This window comes from Pantoea sp. JV6, assembly GCF_025910055.1.
Taxonomy (GTDB): domain Bacteria; phylum Pseudomonadota; class Gammaproteobacteria; order Enterobacterales; family Enterobacteriaceae; genus Pantoea; species Pantoea agglomerans.
In genome coordinates this window covers 62,820-81,084 of record NZ_JAPCIM010000022.1, presented here as the reverse complement: position 1 = coordinate 81,084, position 18,265 = coordinate 62,820, and the positions used below count along the sequence as shown (strand labels likewise).

General features: G+C 56.0%; 16 protein-coding genes. 6 read left to right on the top strand and 10 right to left on the bottom strand.

Translation table 11 applies throughout. The annotated features are described in order from the left end of the window. Nucleotides 1-2 precede the first annotated feature (2 nt). Both tamB and tamA read right to left on the bottom strand, forming a co-directional pair. Nucleotides 3-3,770: an autotransporter assembly complex protein TamB gene (gene tamB, locus OK412_RS20225; RefSeq protein ID WP_033758895.1), complete on the bottom strand. Its 3,768-nt coding sequence runs from the start codon at nt 3,768-3,770 to the stop codon at nt 3-5. Further along, complete coding sequence (gene tamA / locus OK412_RS20220) at nt 3,767-5,482, bottom strand: autotransporter assembly complex protein TamA (protein WP_154210861.1); 1,716 nt, start codon at nt 5,480-5,482, stop codon at nt 3,767-3,769. The genes tamB and tamA overlap by 4 nt, the downstream gene beginning before the upstream one ends. A gap of 551 nt (nt 5,483-6,033) precedes the next feature. Between tamA and OK412_RS20215 the strand changes: the two genes are divergently transcribed. Next, nucleotides 6,034-7,356: a hemolysin family protein gene (locus tag OK412_RS20215; RefSeq protein ID WP_010256442.1), complete on the top strand. Its 1,323-nt coding sequence runs from the start codon at nt 6,034-6,036 to the stop codon at nt 7,354-7,356. Between the two features lie 146 nt (nt 7,357-7,502). Here the strand turns inward: OK412_RS20215 and OK412_RS20210 are convergent, their stop codons facing one another. Further along, the gene (locus tag OK412_RS20210; protein ID WP_003855513.1) at nt 7,503-7,709 is read right to left on the bottom strand and encodes a DUF1107 domain-containing protein; all 207 of its coding nucleotides are present in this window, start codon (nt 7,707-7,709) and stop codon (nt 7,503-7,505) included. A gap of 314 nt (nt 7,710-8,023) precedes the next feature. Here OK412_RS20210 and OK412_RS20205 point away from each other — a divergent pair, with 314 nt between their 5' ends. Beyond that, a complete protein-coding gene (locus tag OK412_RS20205; RefSeq protein ID WP_022623931.1) occupies nt 8,024-8,581 on the top strand; it encodes a YtfJ family protein in 558 nt (185 codons plus the stop codon). Between the two features lie 74 nt (nt 8,582-8,655). Here OK412_RS20205 and cysQ read toward each other — a convergent pair whose 3' ends face one another. Beyond that, nucleotides 8,656-9,399, bottom strand: coding sequence for a 3'(2'),5'-bisphosphate nucleotidase CysQ (cysQ, locus tag OK412_RS20200; protein ID WP_010256437.1), 744 nt, complete (start codon nt 9,397-9,399; stop codon nt 8,656-8,658). Nucleotides 9,400-9,692: 293 nt separating this feature from the next. Here cysQ and OK412_RS20195 point away from each other — a divergent pair, with 293 nt between their 5' ends. Next, a complete protein-coding gene (locus OK412_RS20195) occupies nt 9,693-11,636 on the top strand; it encodes a bifunctional 2',3'-cyclic-nucleotide 2'-phosphodiesterase/3'-nucleotidase (RefSeq protein WP_089414882.1) in 1,944 nt (647 codons plus the stop codon). Between the two features lie 44 nt (nt 11,637-11,680). Here OK412_RS20195 and fklB read toward each other — a convergent pair whose 3' ends face one another. After that, a complete protein-coding gene (fklB, locus tag OK412_RS20190) occupies nt 11,681-12,301 on the bottom strand; it encodes an FKBP-type peptidyl-prolyl cis-trans isomerase (RefSeq protein WP_010256433.1) in 621 nt (206 codons plus the stop codon). A 220-nt stretch (nt 12,302-12,521) separates the two neighbouring features. On the opposite strand from fklB, the gene OK412_RS20185 reads away from it, so the two are divergent. After that, nucleotides 12,522-13,199, top strand: coding sequence for a LysM-like peptidoglycan-binding domain-containing protein (locus OK412_RS20185; RefSeq protein ID WP_153020899.1), 678 nt, complete (start codon nt 12,522-12,524; stop codon nt 13,197-13,199). An 82-nt stretch (nt 13,200-13,281) separates the two neighbouring features. Here OK412_RS20185 and rplI read toward each other — a convergent pair whose 3' ends face one another. Genes rplI through rpsF form a run of 4 tightly spaced genes read right to left on the bottom strand, consistent with a single transcriptional unit; the run spans nt 13,282 to nt 14,722 of the window. After that, nucleotides 13,282-13,731 carry a 50S ribosomal protein L9 gene (rplI, locus tag OK412_RS20180; protein ID WP_010256429.1) on the bottom strand — a complete coding sequence of 150 codons (450 nt, stop codon included), beginning with the start codon at nt 13,729-13,731 and terminating at the stop codon, nt 13,282-13,284. Between the two features lie 39 nt (nt 13,732-13,770). Continuing rightward, nucleotides 13,771-13,998: a 30S ribosomal protein S18 gene (rpsR, locus tag OK412_RS20175; RefSeq protein ID WP_002210155.1), complete on the bottom strand. Its 228-nt coding sequence runs from the start codon at nt 13,996-13,998 to the stop codon at nt 13,771-13,773. Nucleotides 13,999-14,002: 4 nt separating this feature from the next. Further along, nucleotides 14,003-14,320 (bottom strand): primosomal replication protein N, encoded by a 318-nt coding sequence (gene priB, locus OK412_RS20170; protein WP_010256154.1) that lies wholly within the window; start codon nt 14,318-14,320, stop codon nt 14,003-14,005. Nucleotides 14,321-14,326: 6 nt separating this feature from the next. After that, nucleotides 14,327-14,722 carry a 30S ribosomal protein S6 gene (gene rpsF, locus OK412_RS20165; RefSeq protein WP_003855334.1) on the bottom strand — a complete coding sequence of 132 codons (396 nt, stop codon included), beginning with the start codon at nt 14,720-14,722 and terminating at the stop codon, nt 14,327-14,329. A 405-nt stretch (nt 14,723-15,127) separates the two neighbouring features. Between rpsF and OK412_RS20160 the strand changes: the two genes are divergently transcribed. Continuing rightward, a complete protein-coding gene (locus OK412_RS20160; RefSeq protein WP_010256150.1) occupies nt 15,128-15,334 on the top strand; it encodes a hypothetical protein in 207 nt (68 codons plus the stop codon). 48 nt (nt 15,335-15,382) lie between these two features. Here the strand turns inward: OK412_RS20160 and yjfP are convergent, their stop codons facing one another. Beyond that, entirely contained in the window at nt 15,383-16,132 is a 750-nt protein-coding gene (yjfP, locus tag OK412_RS20155) for an esterase (protein ID WP_052271676.1), read from the bottom strand. A 158-nt stretch (nt 16,133-16,290) separates the two neighbouring features. Between yjfP and OK412_RS20150 the strand changes: the two genes are divergently transcribed. Further along, entirely contained in the window at nt 16,291-18,222 is a 1,932-nt protein-coding gene (locus tag OK412_RS20150; RefSeq protein ID WP_033758909.1) for a methyl-accepting chemotaxis protein, read from the top strand. Nucleotides 18,223-18,265 lie beyond the last annotated feature (43 nt).

Here is an 18,265-nt window from a genome sequence, read left to right as displayed (position 1 = left end):
TGCTAAAACTCAAACTGATAGAGCAAATCGAGAGCCTGATCCACACCGGACACGGCTTCCAGATAGAGTTTAGGCATCAGGCGGTAACGCAAGGTTAACGTCGCCAGTGAATCAAATATGCCAACACCGTATTTTACCTGCAGACCCGGTAGCACATAGCCGCTGACCTGCACCTGCTGGCTGTCGCCAACACCGGCAGTATCAACAGCGAGATTGCTGACACCGAATGTCTCCCCGATTTTACCCACAACCTGCCCACTTTGTGCAACCCCTAAGCCAACAAGTGCTGAAGTGAGGGCGTTACTGTCGCCGTCGCTGCCCAATCCCTGACCGCGCAGCAGATAGGAAAGCGCTTCCTGTTGCGACATCGCCGGATCGGAGAAGACTTCCGCTTTTGGCTCATCCGCCAGGCCAGTGACGCGCAGACCCGCGGTGACGCCATCTTCGGTGGCATCCGGGTTACGGATGGCTTCCAGGTTGACGTAAGGCTGATCCGGCGGACCGGCAAACTGCAGCTCGCCTTTACGCACGATCAGATCCTGACCATAAGCGTGGAAGCGACCGGACGGAATGTTGATCTGACCGTTCAGGCCGAGTCCTGACTTATCCTGCACCATTTTCAGATCGCCATTCAGCTTCGCTTTCAGGCCAAACGCAGAGAGTCGCACATCGTTGCCGACGTGGATCACCAGATTGCTGTTAATCGGAATCGCGGCGGTTTGCGGTGCAATCGGCTTCAGCTGTTTATCCAGCAACACCTCATCCGACGAAACGCCAGTGGCGCTTTCCGGCACTTCCTGCACCGTAATGCGCGCCCATGGAATATCGACCCGGCCATCAAGGTTAAAGGCAGCTGGCGTCGCTTCAAACACCAGATCCGGCGAGACATCCATGCGCACCATCGGCGGCACGGTCACGCGAACCCGGCTGCCCTGCGCCGCAATGCGCGCACGCCAGTTGTCGAGCTGGCTCCAGTCTGCGTTACCGCTGAGGTTGATATTGCCCTGCCCGGTCTGCACCAGCCCGTTCAGGGTGGAGCTCATGCCGTTAAACACCAGATTCAGGTTGGCACTGGTCAGGTCAACCGGCATAAAGTTGCCATCCACATCCACACCCGTCAGGCCAAGCTGACCAAATACCTGCGGCTGCTGCACGCTGCCGCCCAGGCGCAGGCTGCTGTTCAGGCTGCCTTTGATCTTCTCGCCCTGCATCAGCGCCGGATTGAGCATCGCCAGCGAGACATTGCGGATGTTGACGTTACCGCCCAGCGTGCGGCGGTTTTGCGGATCGTCGATCTGCACGTTGCCATCCAGCTGACCGTTATTGGCGATGCGGATCAGCCAGTCGAGCTGGGCGCGTCCGTTTCGCAGCGCGGCATTGAGGTTCAGCGTGTCAAAGGCGATCGGCAGATTGTTGCCCTGCACATCCTGCACCACTTTCACGCCGTTGCCCTTCAGCGCCACGGTACCGGTCGGCAGGCTGCCATCGGCAGTCCAGTTGACGCGCACGTCGCCGCTGAACAGGCCGCTTAGCTGAGTCGCATCCGGCATAAACGGCTTCACCATCGCCAGGTCAAAGCGATTCAGCACCACATGCGCCTTGCCTGCCGGGCCCGCTTCAACCGGCTCCGGCACACAAATTTGCGCATTGGGGTTCTGCCAGCAGTGCGGCCCGATGGTTGCCGTCTGGCGGCTGTTCAGATAGTCGATGGCCATGGCGCGGGTCAGACGCCACTCACCGACTGGCGTATCAAAGTGGGTGTCGTTCAGCGACCCTTTCCAGCGCTCGGTCTGGCGATCAAAGCTGCCGTTCAGCGCCAGCTGGCCAGAGACCGGTTTGCCCTGCACATTGAGCTTCAGCTGATGCTGATGCTCATTGCCGTCCGCGTTCAGCGTCAGCAGGCTGATGTTCAGCGCATCCTGCTTCAGCTGCTCGACGCGCAGTTGCAGTTTACCCGCCACCTGCTCGCCGGAACGGACGTCGCCATTCAGGGTGACGCGATTGATCTGCATCTGCTGCCAGCGCAGACCACGGGCATTGAGATCGGCCAGCAGCTGCGGTGCCTTCAGGGTGCCACGCGCTTTTATTGTGCCGTTGATGACGCCGCCCAGACCCGGCAGCGCATTGTCGAGCTGGGGCGCGTCGATGCTGGCATCGAGATCCAGACTGTCGCCCAGCGCCCCTTTAACATCCAGATGGTTGCGTCCCAGTGCCAGCTTAATGCCCGGCACCGTCCACTGGTTGTAGCTGTTACCGGTCAGGGAGCCATCAGCGGTCACGGCGTTCTGTTTCACATTGCCTTTCAGCTGTAGCTGCGGCACGCTCAGTTGCCAGCTGCCGCCATACAGACTGCCGCGGGTGGTGATTTTGCCATCCAGCCGTGCTGGCCAGTCGGGATACTGTTTAGCGGTATTGATTCCCGCCAGCGTCAGCTCACTGCGCCAGCTTATCGCCTTGCTCCAGTCCACCAGCGCGGTGAGATCGATATTGCCCTGCAGCGCAGCCACGCGCAGGCGGTCGAGGCTGAACTGCTCAACGTTGCCTTTACCCGTCAGCGAGATCGTCGCCGGTGGTACAGATTCACCCTTCACGGCAGTCTGCAGCGACATCACATAGTCGGTGGCTTTGCCTTTGAACTGATAGTCCAGGTTATCCGCCTGATACGCTACCGGACCGGTCAGCGGCCAGCGTAACTGCGGACTGGTCAGCTTCAGTGACAGCGGCAGTCCCGCCACCGCCAGCTGGGTCGTGGCGTCCAGCTGCGCATTCACCGGACCGGAGAGGTTCAGCCCCATCTTCAGCTCGTCGCGCATCGCGCCATTAAGTTTCAGCGCGAGCTTTTCGCCTTTAATCGGATCGGTATTCACTGTGCCGTTAAGGGAGAAATCGACCGGCCAGTTATCCGCCAGCGTCGCCTGACCGCTACCCTTCAGGTTGCCGAGGTTCGAGTCCACCTCCAGCGTGCTGAGCTGCATCTGACGATCGGCGGTTCTGGCTTTCAGCAGCAACCGGCTGACGGAAATATCGGTGTCGCCGGTAATGCGCAGCTGTTCACCCAGAATCTGCTGCACCTCAATATCCAGCGGCAGACGGAAATCAGGCATCTCAGGCAGCAGGGGTTGCGCAAACATCGCCTGCAGCGTTTCACCCAGCGGTTTTTCAGCAGGATGTGGCTGCTGGACTTTCGGTTCTACCACCTCGTCATTGACCACTTTCGCCGCTTTCGGCAGCGCAATCAGCAGGCTTTGAATATGGGTCGGGTTCAGCGTCAGCGCACGATCCTGCCACTGCAGGCCGGTGGTGAAGTCGAGCAGCGATATTGCGGTGTCATCAACTTTGACATTGATATTGTGCAGGCCAAAGTGACGCAGCGTGATGGGGTATGGCGTGCTGAGGTTAGTGTTGCCACTCTCCTCTTCCGGCGCTGGTGCCGCAGGCGTCATTTTCTTGCTGTCGACCACCACGCTGATATCGCGCAGGGAGACATCGTTAACGCACACGGAGGAGTGCAGCAGGCAGTTGAGATCCACCGCCAGATGAATTTGCCCGGCATCGACGCTGACGCCAGGCATTTCGTAACGCAGACCGTTAAGGGTCAGGTTACGCCAGCCCCCATCGACCTGTTTGATTGACAGGCCCGGCACCCAGCGCGACGCACCTTTCAGCACTAAATGCAGCCCAGGCGTGGTACCGATTAAAAATGCCACCCCACCCAACAGCACGACCAGAAAGATCAGAATGCCGATCAGGACCTTTTTCCACAGCTTCATAGTTCTGGCCCCAGCCCTACGTAAAATTGTAATCCATGCTCTTCGTCATCCCCGATGGGTCTGGCGATATCAAATTTGATTGGGCCAACCGGTGAAGACCAGCGCACGCCGACGCCCGCACCGGTTTTGACGTTACTTTGCTTGATGTCGTTAACCGCTTCGCCCGAGTCGACAAACACCGCGCCCCACCATTTCCCGGTGACGTTGTACTGATATTCCAGCGATCCGGTGGCGAGTTTTGACGCACCGGTGAGTTTGCCGTCATCATCGCGCGGTGAAATGTTTTTATATTTGTAGCCACGAATACTGCGGTCACCACCGGCAAAGAAGCGCAGATCCGGCGGCACTTTTTCGAAGTCGTTGGTTTCGATCCAGCCCAGATTGCCGCGCGCCACAAAGCGATGACTGTCGCCAAGGGTACGGATCCAGACGTTTTGCGCCTGCAGGATCAGGAAGTCGACGTCTGAACCCCAGGTGGTATCAGAGACGTCTGCCGAATAGCGCTGTGAATCGCCCCATGTCGGCATCAGGCCGCCACGGGAACGGGTACGGTTTACGCTGACGCCGGGATAGAGCAGCATAGTGGTGTTGGTCACGCTGCCCTGAGTAAAGTGATCCAGGCTCCAGCGCAGGTTGACCGCCTTCTGCCAGCCGCTGCTGCTGTCCCAGTTGCGCGACATCGCAAGCGTCGTGGTATCCGCTTTGGTGTCGTTGAGGTCGGTGCGCTTCAGGCCGCCGGAGAAGGTGTAGTACTGCTCAAGCGGGCTTTTCAGCAGCGGTACTTTGTAGCTGAGATCGACCTGCTGTTCCGGCGCGGAAACGTAGGCGCTGGCCGCCAGGCTGTGGCCGCTGTCGTTGATCCACGGTTTTTTCCAGGTCCCTTTCAGGCGCGGACCGACGTCTGTGGAATAGCCGACGCCGGTTTCAATGGTGTTTTCGGTGCGGGGTGACATTACTGCGCTCAGCGGCAGCACTTTGGTCTGTCGTCCCTTGCTGAATTCCGGCGCGACCACCACCGAATTAAACCAGCCGGTAGCGGAGAGGCGGCGATTCAGCTCGGCTAAATCGCGGGAGCTGTAGTAGTCCCCCTCTTTAAACGGCACCAGGTTTTGCAGGTACTCTTCGCGAATTTGCGATCCCTGGAAAGTAACGTCGCCGAAGCGATAGCGTTCGCCACTGTCGTAGTCGATATCCCAGAACGCTTCACGCCGCTCAACCGAGACACCAAGCTGGCTTTTTTTAAACGTGCCGTCGAAATAGCCGTTACGCAGTGCGAGATTAGAGAAGCCGCTTTTGAATTTGTCATATTGCCCGTGGTTAAGCTGGCTGCCCACTTCAGGGCGTCCCTGCTTCACCCAGGCTTTGTAATCCGCGTCATTGCGCGCATCGCCTTCGACCACAATCGTGCTGCCGCCGATTTTTACCGGTTCACCAGGCGTTACGTGTGCCACTAATACCGGTCGTCCACCCTGCGCAGGCGCGGGGCGGGATTCGAAATCGATGGTGGGCTCGTAATAACCGAGCGCGCGCAGCCCCTCTTTTATCGCAACAGAAACGCGCGCGCGAAAGCGGCCATCATTAGAGACCTCATCGCTGCCGATGGTGGACAGACGCGCTCTGACATTCTTTTGCAGATCCCCGGATAAGCCGTCTACCTGTAATCGCACTGTCGCCGCCTCAAGGGCGGGCGCGGCAAGCAGCAGGCCAGCCATGCAATAAACATAAAATCGTGGCACCTGTACTCCTGTTAATCATGCCGGCCCCTTTTCCGCGGGGCGCTTATTAATCTTCTTTGCCCGCACTACCGCAACGGCAACATCCTCATCATAGCCGCACTTTATGGCAAACGGCGGAGCAACTCTGACATCTAAGTCAAATAACGGGGCTATTGTCGGTAAATGGGGTGAGCGATACAACTCCTGCGGGTCGGAATGATCAGTCCGATATGACTCACTCAGATAAATCCGAGTCTGTAACCGGCCGCTCTGGCTGCTAATGCGCCCTTAAGCAGCGGTTTGCCCTCTGGCGGCGCAATGAGCGCTCCTGCTATAATCGGCCACCACAGGCATGCCGCCTGTTTTCATTTCTGCCCCGACATGTCGTTTGTTGTCGAACTGGCGCAGACATTTTTGGCACGGATAGCTTTGTTTCACGGATAAACCAACTCTGTTTGCGCTTAGTTTCACGGATAAACCAACTCTGTTTGCGCTTACCCACGCTGCCCAGGCCAAAAATGACAAGTGGATAACCCTTTGGATCTCATATGTTAGATAGCTTACTTGTCATTCTGTTACTGATCGTAATCAGTGCCTTTTTCTCTCTGTCGGAGATCTCGCTGGCGGCCGCCCGTAAGATCAAACTGAAACTGCTGGCCGATGAAGGCAACGTAAATGCGCAGCGCGTGCTGAAAATGCAGGAAACGCCGGGCATGTTCTTCACCGTGGTGCAGATTGGCCTCAACGCCGTCGCCATCCTGGGGGGTATTGTTGGCGATGCGGCGTTTTCGCCGGTTTTCAGCGGCCTGTTTAACCGGTTTGTCTCGCCGGAACTGGCGGAGCAGCTCAGCTTTATCTGCTCCTTCACCATCGTCACCAGCCTGTTTATCCTGTTTGCTGACTTAACCCCAAAGCGGGTCGGCATGGTCGCACCGGAAACCATCGCGCTGCGCATCATCAACCCGATGCGTTTCTGCCTGCTGATAATGCGTCCGTTGGTGTTTCTGTTTAATGGCCTGGCTAACGTCTTCTTCCGTATTTTCAAGCTGCCGATGGTGCGTAAAGATGACATCACCTCCGACGATATCTACGCGGTGGTTGAAGCGGGTGCGCTGGCTGGCGTGCTGCGTAAGCAGGAGCATGAGCTGATTGAAAACGTGTTTGAGCTGGAGTCACGTACCGTTCCCTCCTCCATGACCTCACGTGAGAATATTGTCTGGTTTGATCTGCACGAAGATGAGACCAGCCTCAAAACCAAAATCGCCCAGCATCCTCACTCGAAGTTTCTGGTCTGCAGCGGCGATATCGACCATATCGTCGGCTATGTCGACTCCAAAGAGCTGCTGCTGCGCGTGCTGGGTAATCAGAGCATGGCGCTGAACAGCGGCCTGCAGATTCGCTCGGCGCTGATCGTGCCGGACACGCTGACCCTCTCTGAAGCACTGGAAAGTTTTAAAACCGCCGGAGAAGATTTCGCGGTGATCATGAACGAATATGCGCTGGTTGTGGGCATTATTACCCTGAATGATGTGATGACCACGCTGATGGGCGATCTGGTTGGTCAGGGTATGGAAGAGCAGATTGTGGCGCGCGATGAGAATTCATGGCTGGTTGAAGGCGGTACGCCGATTGATGACGTAATGCGCGTGCTGGACATTGATGATTTCCCGCAGTCAGGCAACTACGAAACCATCGGCGGCTTTATGATGTATATGTTGCGTAAGATTCCGAAGCGTACCGATTTTGTGAAGTTTGCTGGCTACAAGTTCGAGGTAGTGGATATTGATAGCTATCGCATCGATCAGTTGCTGGTCACCCGCATCGATGAACGACCGCCGGTGCTGAGCATGACAAAAAGCGAAGAAGAGTAGAATGACCAGCAGTCTGGACATGGACAGCGCGGAACAACCGGAATGTGACGTAGTCTGTGAGAATTGTTGGCACTGCTCAGGTTCAGAGTGACAAATAAAATGGCCTGACTGGCCAGACACTAAGGGCGCCATCGGCGCCCTTATGATTAGTTGAACTCAAGTTTGAGACGAACGACCTGGCGGTTAATTTCTGACATCACGCTCAGGTGCTGTTTGTCTTTGACGCGCGGGATTAATACTTTCCCTTTGTCGAACTCGAACGCGCCGACGTCCTTGATATACAACCTTCCTTTGAACAGCGTTTTTACATATTTCGCTATTTGTAGCGGATTATAGCGCTGGAAGATCTTCATACTGACTAACTCCTGTACATTTTTAAGCACGCTTCGCTGTTTCCAAATTTGGTTCCAGCCCATGAAGCGCGAATTCGCGATAACTATAGAACACTCAAACCTACTAATGTTCCTAAAAGTGATTTTTTTTACTGAATTGACACATCATTACAGAACACTCTGTTATCAGGCTCACACAACACAGTATAAACCTTCGTTGGTTAAGGAATTGTGGCGGCCATAACAAACCTGACACCTTTCCAGGACAGGCGCATCATCCCTGCTTACTATTGCAGTAAAATGACTAACTGGTCTGATCACTCAAGGAAATAGCAATGCGAATAATTCTGGCAGCTGTAGCGTTGTCTTTACTGATACCGGCAAGCGTGATGGCTCATGACCTCAGGCAGGATATGCGGGTACCGGCCGTTGGCGTGAACGACAAAGGCGAGCTGTTATTGCAGCAGGATAAGTTTAGCTACAAAAACTGGAATAGCGCGCAGCTCGGCGGAAAAGTTCGCGTGGTTCAGCACATCGCGGGTCGCTCATCCGCTAAAGAGATGAATGCCGCATTGATCGAGGCGATTAAGGCCGCGAAGCTGCCGCATGATCGCTATCAGACCACCACCATCGTGAATACAGATGATGCCATTCCCGGTACGGGCATGTTTGTGCGCAGCAGCGTCGAGACTAACAAGCAGCAATATCCGTGGTCGCAGTTTGTTGTCGACAGCAAGGGCAATGTGCAGCATGCCTGGCAGTTACAGCCGGGCGGTTCCGCCATTGTGGTGCTGGATAAGCAGGGTAAGGTGAAATTTGTGAAGGATGGATCGCTGACGCAGGATGAAGTGACAAAAGTGATTACGCTGGTCACCTCCCTGCTGAAGGATTAATCGCTGAAGCCCCGGTGGGGAGAGCATCGCCCGCCGGGGTTTCAGCCTTCAGCAGGCTGAGCGCTCAGACAGCGTTAAAACAGTGATACGCGGAAGCCAGGATTAAGGAAGGATTCGCGCGGCGCGTAGTCCAGAGTTTTACCCTGCCAGTCGTGCACATGCGCGCCCGCCGCCATCGCCACGGCATGACCCGCGCCGGTATCCCAGATGTTGGTGGGTCCGAAACGGGGATAGAGCTGCGCTTTTCCTTCTGCCACCAGGCAGAACTTCAGTGAGGATCCGGTCGCGACGGTCTGATGTTCACCTAACTGCTTCAGGTACTCTTTCATCTCATCGTCGTCGCCATGTGAACGACTTACCACCACCAGCGGAGGTCGCGCATCACGGACATGAATCTGTTCACGCTGACCGCCCTCCTCTTTCCACGCTTTGCCGTCTGCAGCGGAATACATCACGCCCAGCACCGGCGCATAGACTACGCCCATTACCGGCTTGCCTGCTTCGATTAGCGCAATATTAACGGTAAATTCGCCGTTACGCTTGATGAACTCTTTGGTGCCATCCAGCGGATCGACCAGCCAGTAGCGCTGCCAGTGCTGACGCACCTCCCAGGCTGGCGGATCTTCTTCTGACAGCACGGGGAGATCAGGCGTTAACTTTTTGAGGCCCGCGAGGATCACCTCGTGTGCAGCGATATCCGCGGCGGTCACCGGCGAATCATCCGATTTGTGAGAAACGTCAAGCGGCGCGGCACCGTTATAGACCTGCATAATCGCGTCGCCTGCTTCGCGTGCCAGTTGGCAGATTTGCTCTAACATTTTTCACCTCATTGTGTCTGTCTGCTGCCGGATCAGCTCATCGTCAGATAGTGACATTTTAGCAGTTCCGCCTGAAGTACCCATTTACAGGCACTTTGGCGATTCAATTTATAGATATATCAATATCATAGTTACCCATTTATCGCCACGCCTGTGCCGCTACGCCTCCATCGTTTAAGAATCCGTCGCTGACCGATGCGCCAAAACGTTATACCCATCACGATTTAAAATGACTATCTGTCATGCTTTTACATTATTTTGAGATCCTTATTTATTTTGCAGCAGGAGCAAGCATGTTTAAGCCCGGAATGATGTTACTGGCACTGAGCGTTTCCGTCGCCACCCAGGCGGCGACGGTGGATTTGCGGATACTGGAAACCACCGATCTGCACAGCAATATGATGGATTTCGACTATTACAAAGACACGCCAACCGAGAAGTTTGGTCTGGTGCGAACCGCCACGCTGATCCACGCCGCACGCCAGGAGGTGAAAAACAGCCTGCTGGTCGATAACGGCGACATCATTCAGGGCAGCCCGCTGGGTGACTACATGGCGGCCAAAGGATTACGTGAGGGCGAGATCCATCCGGTCTACAAGGCGCTCAACACGCTGGATTACAGCGTCGGTAACCTCGGTAATCATGAATTCAATTATGGCCTGCCCTACCTGAAAAAAGCGCTGGCGGGCGCACGCTTTCCCTATGTGAACGCCAACGTGATTGATGTGAAGAGCGGCAAACCGCTGTTTACCCCATACCTCATCAAATCCACTACGGTGGTTGATCGTGAGGGCAAAACGCAGACCCTGAAGATAGGTTATATCGGCTTTGTGCCGCCGCAGATCATGGTGTGGGATAAAGCCAACCTGCAGGGCAAGGTACGCGTCGATGACATCACCGAAACGGCTCGCCGCTACGTGCCTGAGATGCGCGCGCAGGGCGCCGATCTGATTATCGCTATTCCCCACTCCGGCCTGAGCAGCGAGCCGTATCACACGATGGCGGAGAACTCGGTTTACTATCTCAGCCAGGTGGAAGGCATTAACGCCATCCTGTTTGGTCATGCGCATGCGGTCTTCCCCGGCAAGGATTTCGCTGACATCAAGGGCGCAGATATCGCCAACGGCACCCTGAACGGTATTCCGGCGGTAATGCCCGGCATGTGGGGCGATCACCTTGGCGTGGTTGACCTGGTGCTGAACAATGAGGGCGGACGCTGGCAGGTGAGCAGCGGCAAAGCACAGGCGCGGCCAATTTACGATACTGCAGCGAAGAAATCGCTGGCGGCAGAGGATCCGGCGCTGGTGAAGGTACTGGCTGACGATCACCGCGCCACGCGAGAGTTTGTGGCGAAGCCCATCGGCAAGTCCGCCGATGTGATGTACAGCTACCTGTCGCTGGTACAGGACGATCCGACGGTACAGATCGTCAATAATGCCCAGCGCGCCTACGTGGAGCATTTCATTCAGGGCGATCCGGATCTGGGCCGCCTGCCGGTGCTCTCTGCTGCTGCGCCGTTTAAAGCGGGCGGACGTAAAAACGATCCGGCCAGCTATGTCGAAGTGGAGAAAGGCGCGCTGACCTTCCGTAACGCGGCCGATCTCTATCTTTATCCCAATACCCTGGTGGTCATGAAAGTCACCGGTGCGCAGGTAAAAGAGTGGCTGGAGTGCTCAGCGGGCCAGTTTAATCAGATCGATCCCCACAGCACGAAAACGCAGTCGCTGATCAACTGGGATTTCCGCACCTATAACTTTGATGTGATTGACGGGGTTAATTATCAGATTGATGTGACCCAGCCCGCACGCTACGACGCAGAGTGTCAGTTGATCCATCCTGAGGCCTCACGTATCCGTCAGCTTAGCTGGCAGGGTAAACCCGTCGATCCACAGGCGACCTTCCTGGTGGCGACCAATAACTATCGCGCTTACGGCGGCAAGTTTGCCGGCACCGGAGATAAATACATCGCCTTTGCCTCACCGGATGAGAACCGTTCCGTGGTTGCCGCCTACATCAGCGCGGAAACCAAAGCGCACGGTGAAGTTCAGCCGAAGGCGGACAATAACTGGCGGCTGGCACCGATTACCTCATCCACCCCGCTCGACATTCAGTTTGAAACGGCACCGGGTGATAAAGCGACCGGATTTATTAAGCAGCATGCGCAATATCCGCTTCAGCCCAAAGGGACAGATGCGATCGGCTTTGCTCTGTGGCAGGTGAATTTACAGCAGAAATAAGGCGGAAGAAAACGCTGCAACCGGGGTGGTTGCAGCGTGCGGAATTACAGAATTTCCAGCAGTTCGACTTCGAAGATCAGGGTGCTGAATGGTGGGATAGAGGCACCCGCACCGCGCTCGCCATATGCGAGGTTCTGTGGGATCACCAGTTCCCATTTTGAGCCAACCGGCATCAGGGTCAGTGCTTCAATCCAGCCTGGAATTACGCCGCTTACCGGGAATTCCGCCGGTTCGCCACGGGCAACAGAGCTGTCGAATACGCTGCCGTCGATCAGTTTACCGGTGTAGTGAACGCGTACGCGATCCTGACGTGATGGGATTGGACCCTCGCCCTGCGTAATCACGCTGAACTGCAGGCCTGATTCGGTGCTGCTCACGCCTTCACGCTGAGCATGTTCCTGCAGGAACGCCTGACCTTCTGCGGCCATGGCTTCGGTGCGTTCACGACGCACGCCTTCAGCACGTTCATGCACTTCACGCAGTGCGCGATGAACCACATCAACCGGTACGGCCGGCGAGTTCCCTTCCAGCGCGTCGCGCAGACCCGCGAGCAGTGCTTCTGGTTGCAGACCCTGCAGACCAGATTCCAGCAACTGCTGGCCAACCTGTAAACCAATACCGTAACTTGCTTGTGCTTCGACGCTGTCGAAAGAAGGGGTAGTCATCTTCGTTCCTTTCACTCTCGGATAAATTCGAACGGGCAGCATAGCAGCGCAGGCCGCTGGCGTAAAATGCCCTGCATCGCAGATGACTTTTGCCAGGGAAAGAGAAACAATAGAGCCGTCAATTTTATCAATGCTGGCAGGCACTTCGCGCCGGTATTGCCCATACTATAACTATCGGGGGGGATCACCCCCTCTGTAGCACACGAATAAGAGAGCAAACATGGGCCAGATAGCCCCACGACGCCGCAGGATGCGTGCAAAATATCTTGTATCCCGGCTGCAGACCTGGCTGGCCGCACGCAGGCTAAAGCAGCCTGCCGGAGAGGAGGAACCCCGAATGGCTTCAGACACGTCATCCCGCCTGCCGACATGGCTTCAGCGTATCTGGCATTTTACCGACCACATTCGCTGGATGGACCCGCTGCCTGCGCTGCACCGCCGTGGCATTGTGGCCGCACTGCTGGTGATGCTGGTGGCGTTTCTATGGCCCGCCAGCACGCTGCGCTATCCGGTCGAGCAGCCGGTCGCACCCCAGACGGAGAAAGAGGTGCCGATGCAGGCGGATATTTATGAGAACAACAGTAGCCGCCAGCCGTCATCCTCACCGTCTCAGCAGACGCCAAAAGCCGATTCTCAGGGCGAGTGGCGCAATCTGACCATCGCTTCCGGTCAGACGCTGGCGCAGCTGTTTCGTGATAATAGTCTGCCGGTCAATGATGTGTTTGCGATGGCGCGGGTGGAAGGCAGCGATCAGCCACTCAGCTCACTGAAAAGTGGTCAGCAGGTAAAAATCCGTCAGGATGCGCAGGGGGCGGTAACAGGTCTGACGGTGGAGGGCGCAAACGGTCCGGTGCTGTTTACACGTCAGCCAGACGGCAGCTTTATTCGCGCGCAGTAACTCGAACAGCGGCGATTGAAAGGCACAAAAACAAAAACGCCGGCACAGGGCCGGCGTTTGTGTCGTGCTCAGTTAATAAAGATTAACCAGCAACTACTTTCACGTTCAGTTTCGCGAATACTTCGCTGTGAACCTGGAAGCTTACTTCATGCTCACCGGTAGTGCGCAGAACGCCGTTCGGCAGACGAACTTCGCTCTTAGCCACTTCAACGCCAGCTGCAGTCACTGCATCAGCGATGTCGCGGGCACCGATTGAACCGAACAGTTTACCTTCATCGCCCGCTTTAGACGTGATGGTTACAGTGCCCAGTTCATTGATTTTCTCAGCGCGTGCAGTTGCTGCAGACTGAACGTCAGCCAGTTTGGCTTCCAGTTCAGCACGGCGTGCTTCGAAGAACTCAACGTTTTTCTTGGTAGCAGGAACAGCTTTGCCCTGCGGTACCAGGAAGTTACGAGCGTAGCCCGCTTTAACGTTAACCTGATCACCCAGGGTGCCAAGGTTTGCTACTTTATCAAGCAGAATAACTTGCATTACCTTATCCTCTTAAAGTCGTTAATGGACAGTTGCCGATTACTGATGACGATCAGTGTACGGCAGCAGAGACAGGTAACGCGCACGCTTGATGCAGCGAGCCAACTGACGCTGGTATTTTGCACGAGTACCGGTGATACGGCTCGGGACAATTTTACCGCTTTCGGTAATGTAGTTTTTCAACGTTGCGATGTCTTTGTAATCGATCTCAACAACGCCTTCCGCGGTGAAACGGCAGAACTTGCGACGACGGAAATAACGTGCCATTAGGCTAGTCTCCAGAATCTATCAATTCAATCTGCTCGGCATGGAACACCACTTTGCTCTGGCCATTTCGTGCCTGATGGCAACTAATGAAACCGTCGAGTGTGAGTTGCGTGCCGACCGTTATATGTTGAGTAATCACCTGATGGGCGCTGCCGCTGATAATAACCGGCATACGACACCAGGCTTGCCGGTGAAACCCGGCCTCCTCCTGCACTGAGCGGTGCTCAAGCACGAACTGACAGTGAGGAATTCCTGACGGGCTAACTCTTCGAACCGGTGTCTTGCACACAGTGCCAGACAGGCGAAGTCGATTAACCGTCACGATGGATTACTCTTCAGAATCCCCAGCATCTGACTCATCAGCGGATTCGTTAGCAAAATCTTCGCGACGATCACGACGCTCATCTTTCGCTTTAACCATCGGCGATGCTTCAGTTACCGCGTTTTTAACGCGCATAACCATGCTACGGATAACGGCGTCGTTGAAGCGGAAGTTCGTTTCCAGCTCATCGATCGCTTCCTGCGGCGCTTCAACGTTCATCAGAACGTAATGCGCTTTGTGCAGTTTATTGATCGGGTAAGCCAGCTGACGGCGGCCCCAGTCTTCCAGACGGTGAATCGTGCCTTCTGCACCAGTGATAGCACCAGTGTAACGCTCGATCATGCCAGGAACCTGTTCGCTCTGGTCAGGATGAACCATAAATACGATTTCGTAATGACGCATCGAAATTGCTCCTTACGGATTATTCAGCCTCCTGTCGGGGTCAACCGCGGCCCATGGAAGCAAGGAACGTTATAGGCTGTGTCCCACAAAGGTTCGTTGTGACGAGCGTTTGTGGGACACAGCCTGAGAATGCGGCTGAAAAATTGACGCGTAATCATACTGGCGGCGACGGCTAAACTCAAGCGCACATTTCAACAAATGCCATCCGGCGTGCCATATACGGTAGCTTTTCGTGCTAATCATGTGAATACAGCGCGTTAAGCGGGAAAGGTTCAAAAAAGCTGATAAAGAGGTTCAGGCGGACGATATGGCGATAATGTGCACAGTCGCTAAACTTAATGCAGACGCTACGGTTTGGCTTATCGGCGTCTAACAGAGTGTGTTCCCTGAAGTGAGGAGTCGGGCATGAAAACGTTCGTCATCGCCACTTTACTGGGTCTCTTCCTGTCTCCACCCGCTCTTGCCAGCAATGCTGACTGTGCGCAGCAGATAAGAAGTCACAGCAGCGAAGCGGCATCGGGTTATATCTACGTTAATCGGCTGGATGCGCCACAAAAGAATCCGGTCAACGCGCCTGCCAGAGCAGCAGAAAAATCGTCTGCGCACTGGTAAGTGCCGGTAAATTTACGGGCGGCAGATCCACTCTCCGCCCGCTCATTTTTATAGCTGCTGTTTAAAAAAGCTGACCAGCGCCGTCAATGCTGATGGCGTGATCTTATGTCCAATCTGTTTTTCAGACAGCGAAGTCAGATGCTGCGCCAGCCCGTTGTCACGCAGCGCCCTCTCCAGCCGTATGCTCTCCGCCCAGGGCACCACCTCATCCGCCTCACCATGCCACAACAGCAGCGGACGGTTTGCCAGTGCCTCCAGCCGGTTGCAGGGATCGTAGTCGGCCAGCGGTGCCATGCGGGCAGCAAACTGCGCTTGCTGCTCAGGCGTGTCGGCTACCAGCGGCGGAAAGAGCGACTGACTGAGCTGCATAAAATAGCCCGATCCCATCAGGCAGGCGACGCTCTGAATCTGCGGATAACGCGCCATCGCGCCCAGCGCCGTCATGCCGCCCATCGACGCGCCCGCCACCGCAAAACGCTCGCCGGCGATCAGATCGTCAGCGCGCAGCGCCGATTCCAGCTGCTGCAGCTCATCAATGTTCTGTTTCAGAATCTCCCAGAAGCGGCCAAGGCGTGCATCGGCATCACCGTGATAGCGCGCGCCGTGCAGATCTGCATCCGGCATCACCGCCCGGAACCCCGCCTGTGCCAGCGCGACAGCGAAGTAGGCGTAGACCTCTTTTGAAGAGGTAAAGCCGTGATAAAACAGCACGGTAGGCAGTGGCTGATGCCGTTGTCCGGCAGGCGTGGCGTGCAGGCATTCGATACCGGCCAGCGTTTCTGTGGTGAGTTCAATCATGGTCTCTCCTGAGAAGGGGCAAGGCGTGCCGATTGAGTGTACGTCTGCGGGTTAATTTACGAAATCCCCTGCTGCGTTTAGTCGCCAGATTTCGGCCTAAACTTTTCCCGCGCGTTGCCGTTGATGTTGTGTCCCCCTAACTTGATCAAAGGTAATTTATGAAGCGTCTCTCTCTCAGCGGCCTGAGTCTTGGAGTTAAGCTGTCTGTACTGACGTCTCTCAGCGTAGCGTTATTGTTGCTGGTTCTGACGCTAACCCAGAGCCACACCGCTTCGCGGCAGCTGGAAAATCTCGCCATCGATGACATGCAAAACCAGGTGCAGGGCATCAGTGAAATGGCCACTATGTTCAACGCCACCCTCACCGAAGAGGTGGCTCACTACACCAGTCTGTTTACCAGTTTCCTGCCTAAGCGTTTTAGCCTGGATGAAGGCTCCCGGGTGCAGGTCGGTGCCTTCTCGACGCCGGTGCTGCGCGCCGGGTTAAAAACGCTGAACCTCGACCAGACCGCGGTAGACGATTTCACCGAACGCACCGCCGCCGTGGCGACCATTTTTGTGCGTGATGGCGATGATTTTATCCGTATTTCCACCTCGCTGAAAAAGCAGGATGGCAGTCGCGCAATCGGTACGCAGCTTGACCGCAACGGCGCCGCCTGGAAAAGCGTCAGTCAGGGCGACGTCTATCAGGGGCTGGCGACGCTGTTCGGCCATCGCTACATCACACAATATCAGCCGGTAAAAGATGAGAGTGGCAAGGTTGTCGCCATCCTGTTTGTCGGCGTTGGCATTGATAAGCAGTATGCGCTGATGCGTGAAAAAATCCTGGCACGCAAGCTGGGTGATAGTGGTCATTTCTTTGTGCTCAACGGCACGCCCGGTAAGACGCAGGGAGAGTATCTGTTCGATCAGCACGACGAAGGAAAACGACCCGCCTGGGATGACGCGACACTCCAGCCGCTGCTGACTCAGCCGCAGGGCATGCTGCAGGCAGAGATTAACGGCGAGCACCAGATTCTGGCATGGCAGCAGCTGCCGGGCTGGAACTGGGTGATTGCCGGCGAAGTTAACCGTGAAAGCCTGCTCGCCCCGATTACGCATAGCCGTAACCTTTTCCTGATAACCGGACTGATTCTGGTGGTGGTCTTTGCGCTGGGGTTTGTCTGGTACAGCCGTCGGGCGATTACCCGTCCGCTGCAGCAGGTGATCCATCTGGCGGAGCAGTATGCCGCCGGGAATCTGCAGGTCCATATGGATACCCAGCGTCGCGATGAAGTGGGCCAGTTGATCGTTGCGATCAACGGCATTGGCGATGGTCTGGAGAAAATCGTCAGCCAGGTGCGCGGCGCGGCGCAGGAGATCAGCGACGGCACGGACACCATCGCGGCCAGCAGTCATAACATCAGCGAGCAGATCGGGCGTCAGGCCAGCAGCGTGGAGCAGACCTCTGCCAGCATGGAGCAGTTTGGCGCGACGGTTGAACACACCGCAGACAGCCTGCGTCAGGCGATGTCACTGGTGGCCGAAGCCAGCGATATCGTCAGTCACGGCAGCCAGACGGTGGTGCGCTCGGTCAACACCATGTCGGCGATTAAGGTTTCATCACAAAGCATTGCTGATATCACCCACGTGATTGAGTCGATCGCCTTCCAGACCAATATCCTGGCGCTGAATGCCGCCGTTGAAGCGGCACGTGCCGGGGAACAGGGCCGTGGCTTTGCCGTGGTGGCCGCAGAAGTGCGTGCGCTGGCACAGCGTTCTGCGCAGGCCGCTAAAGAGATTGATGGACTGATTGCGACCTCCATCAGCAACGTGGCGGAAGGCCATCAATTATCTGAGCAGACGCGCGATGCGATGAGCGACATTGTGACCCACATCGAGCAGGTGCAGGCGCTGATGGGCGAGATCAACGTGGCGGCGCAGCAGCAGGCGGCAGGAATCGGCCAGGTTAATCTGGCGATGAACCAGATCAGCCAGGCGACTCACCAGAACAGCGAACTGGTGACACAGGCGGAAAACAGCGCGCAGAACCTGAGTGATAAAGGGCATCACCTGACCCAGCTGGTAAGCGTATTCAGCCTTAAATCCTGACGTCATTCAGGGCGATGGCATACACTTAATGCTTCGTCCTGAA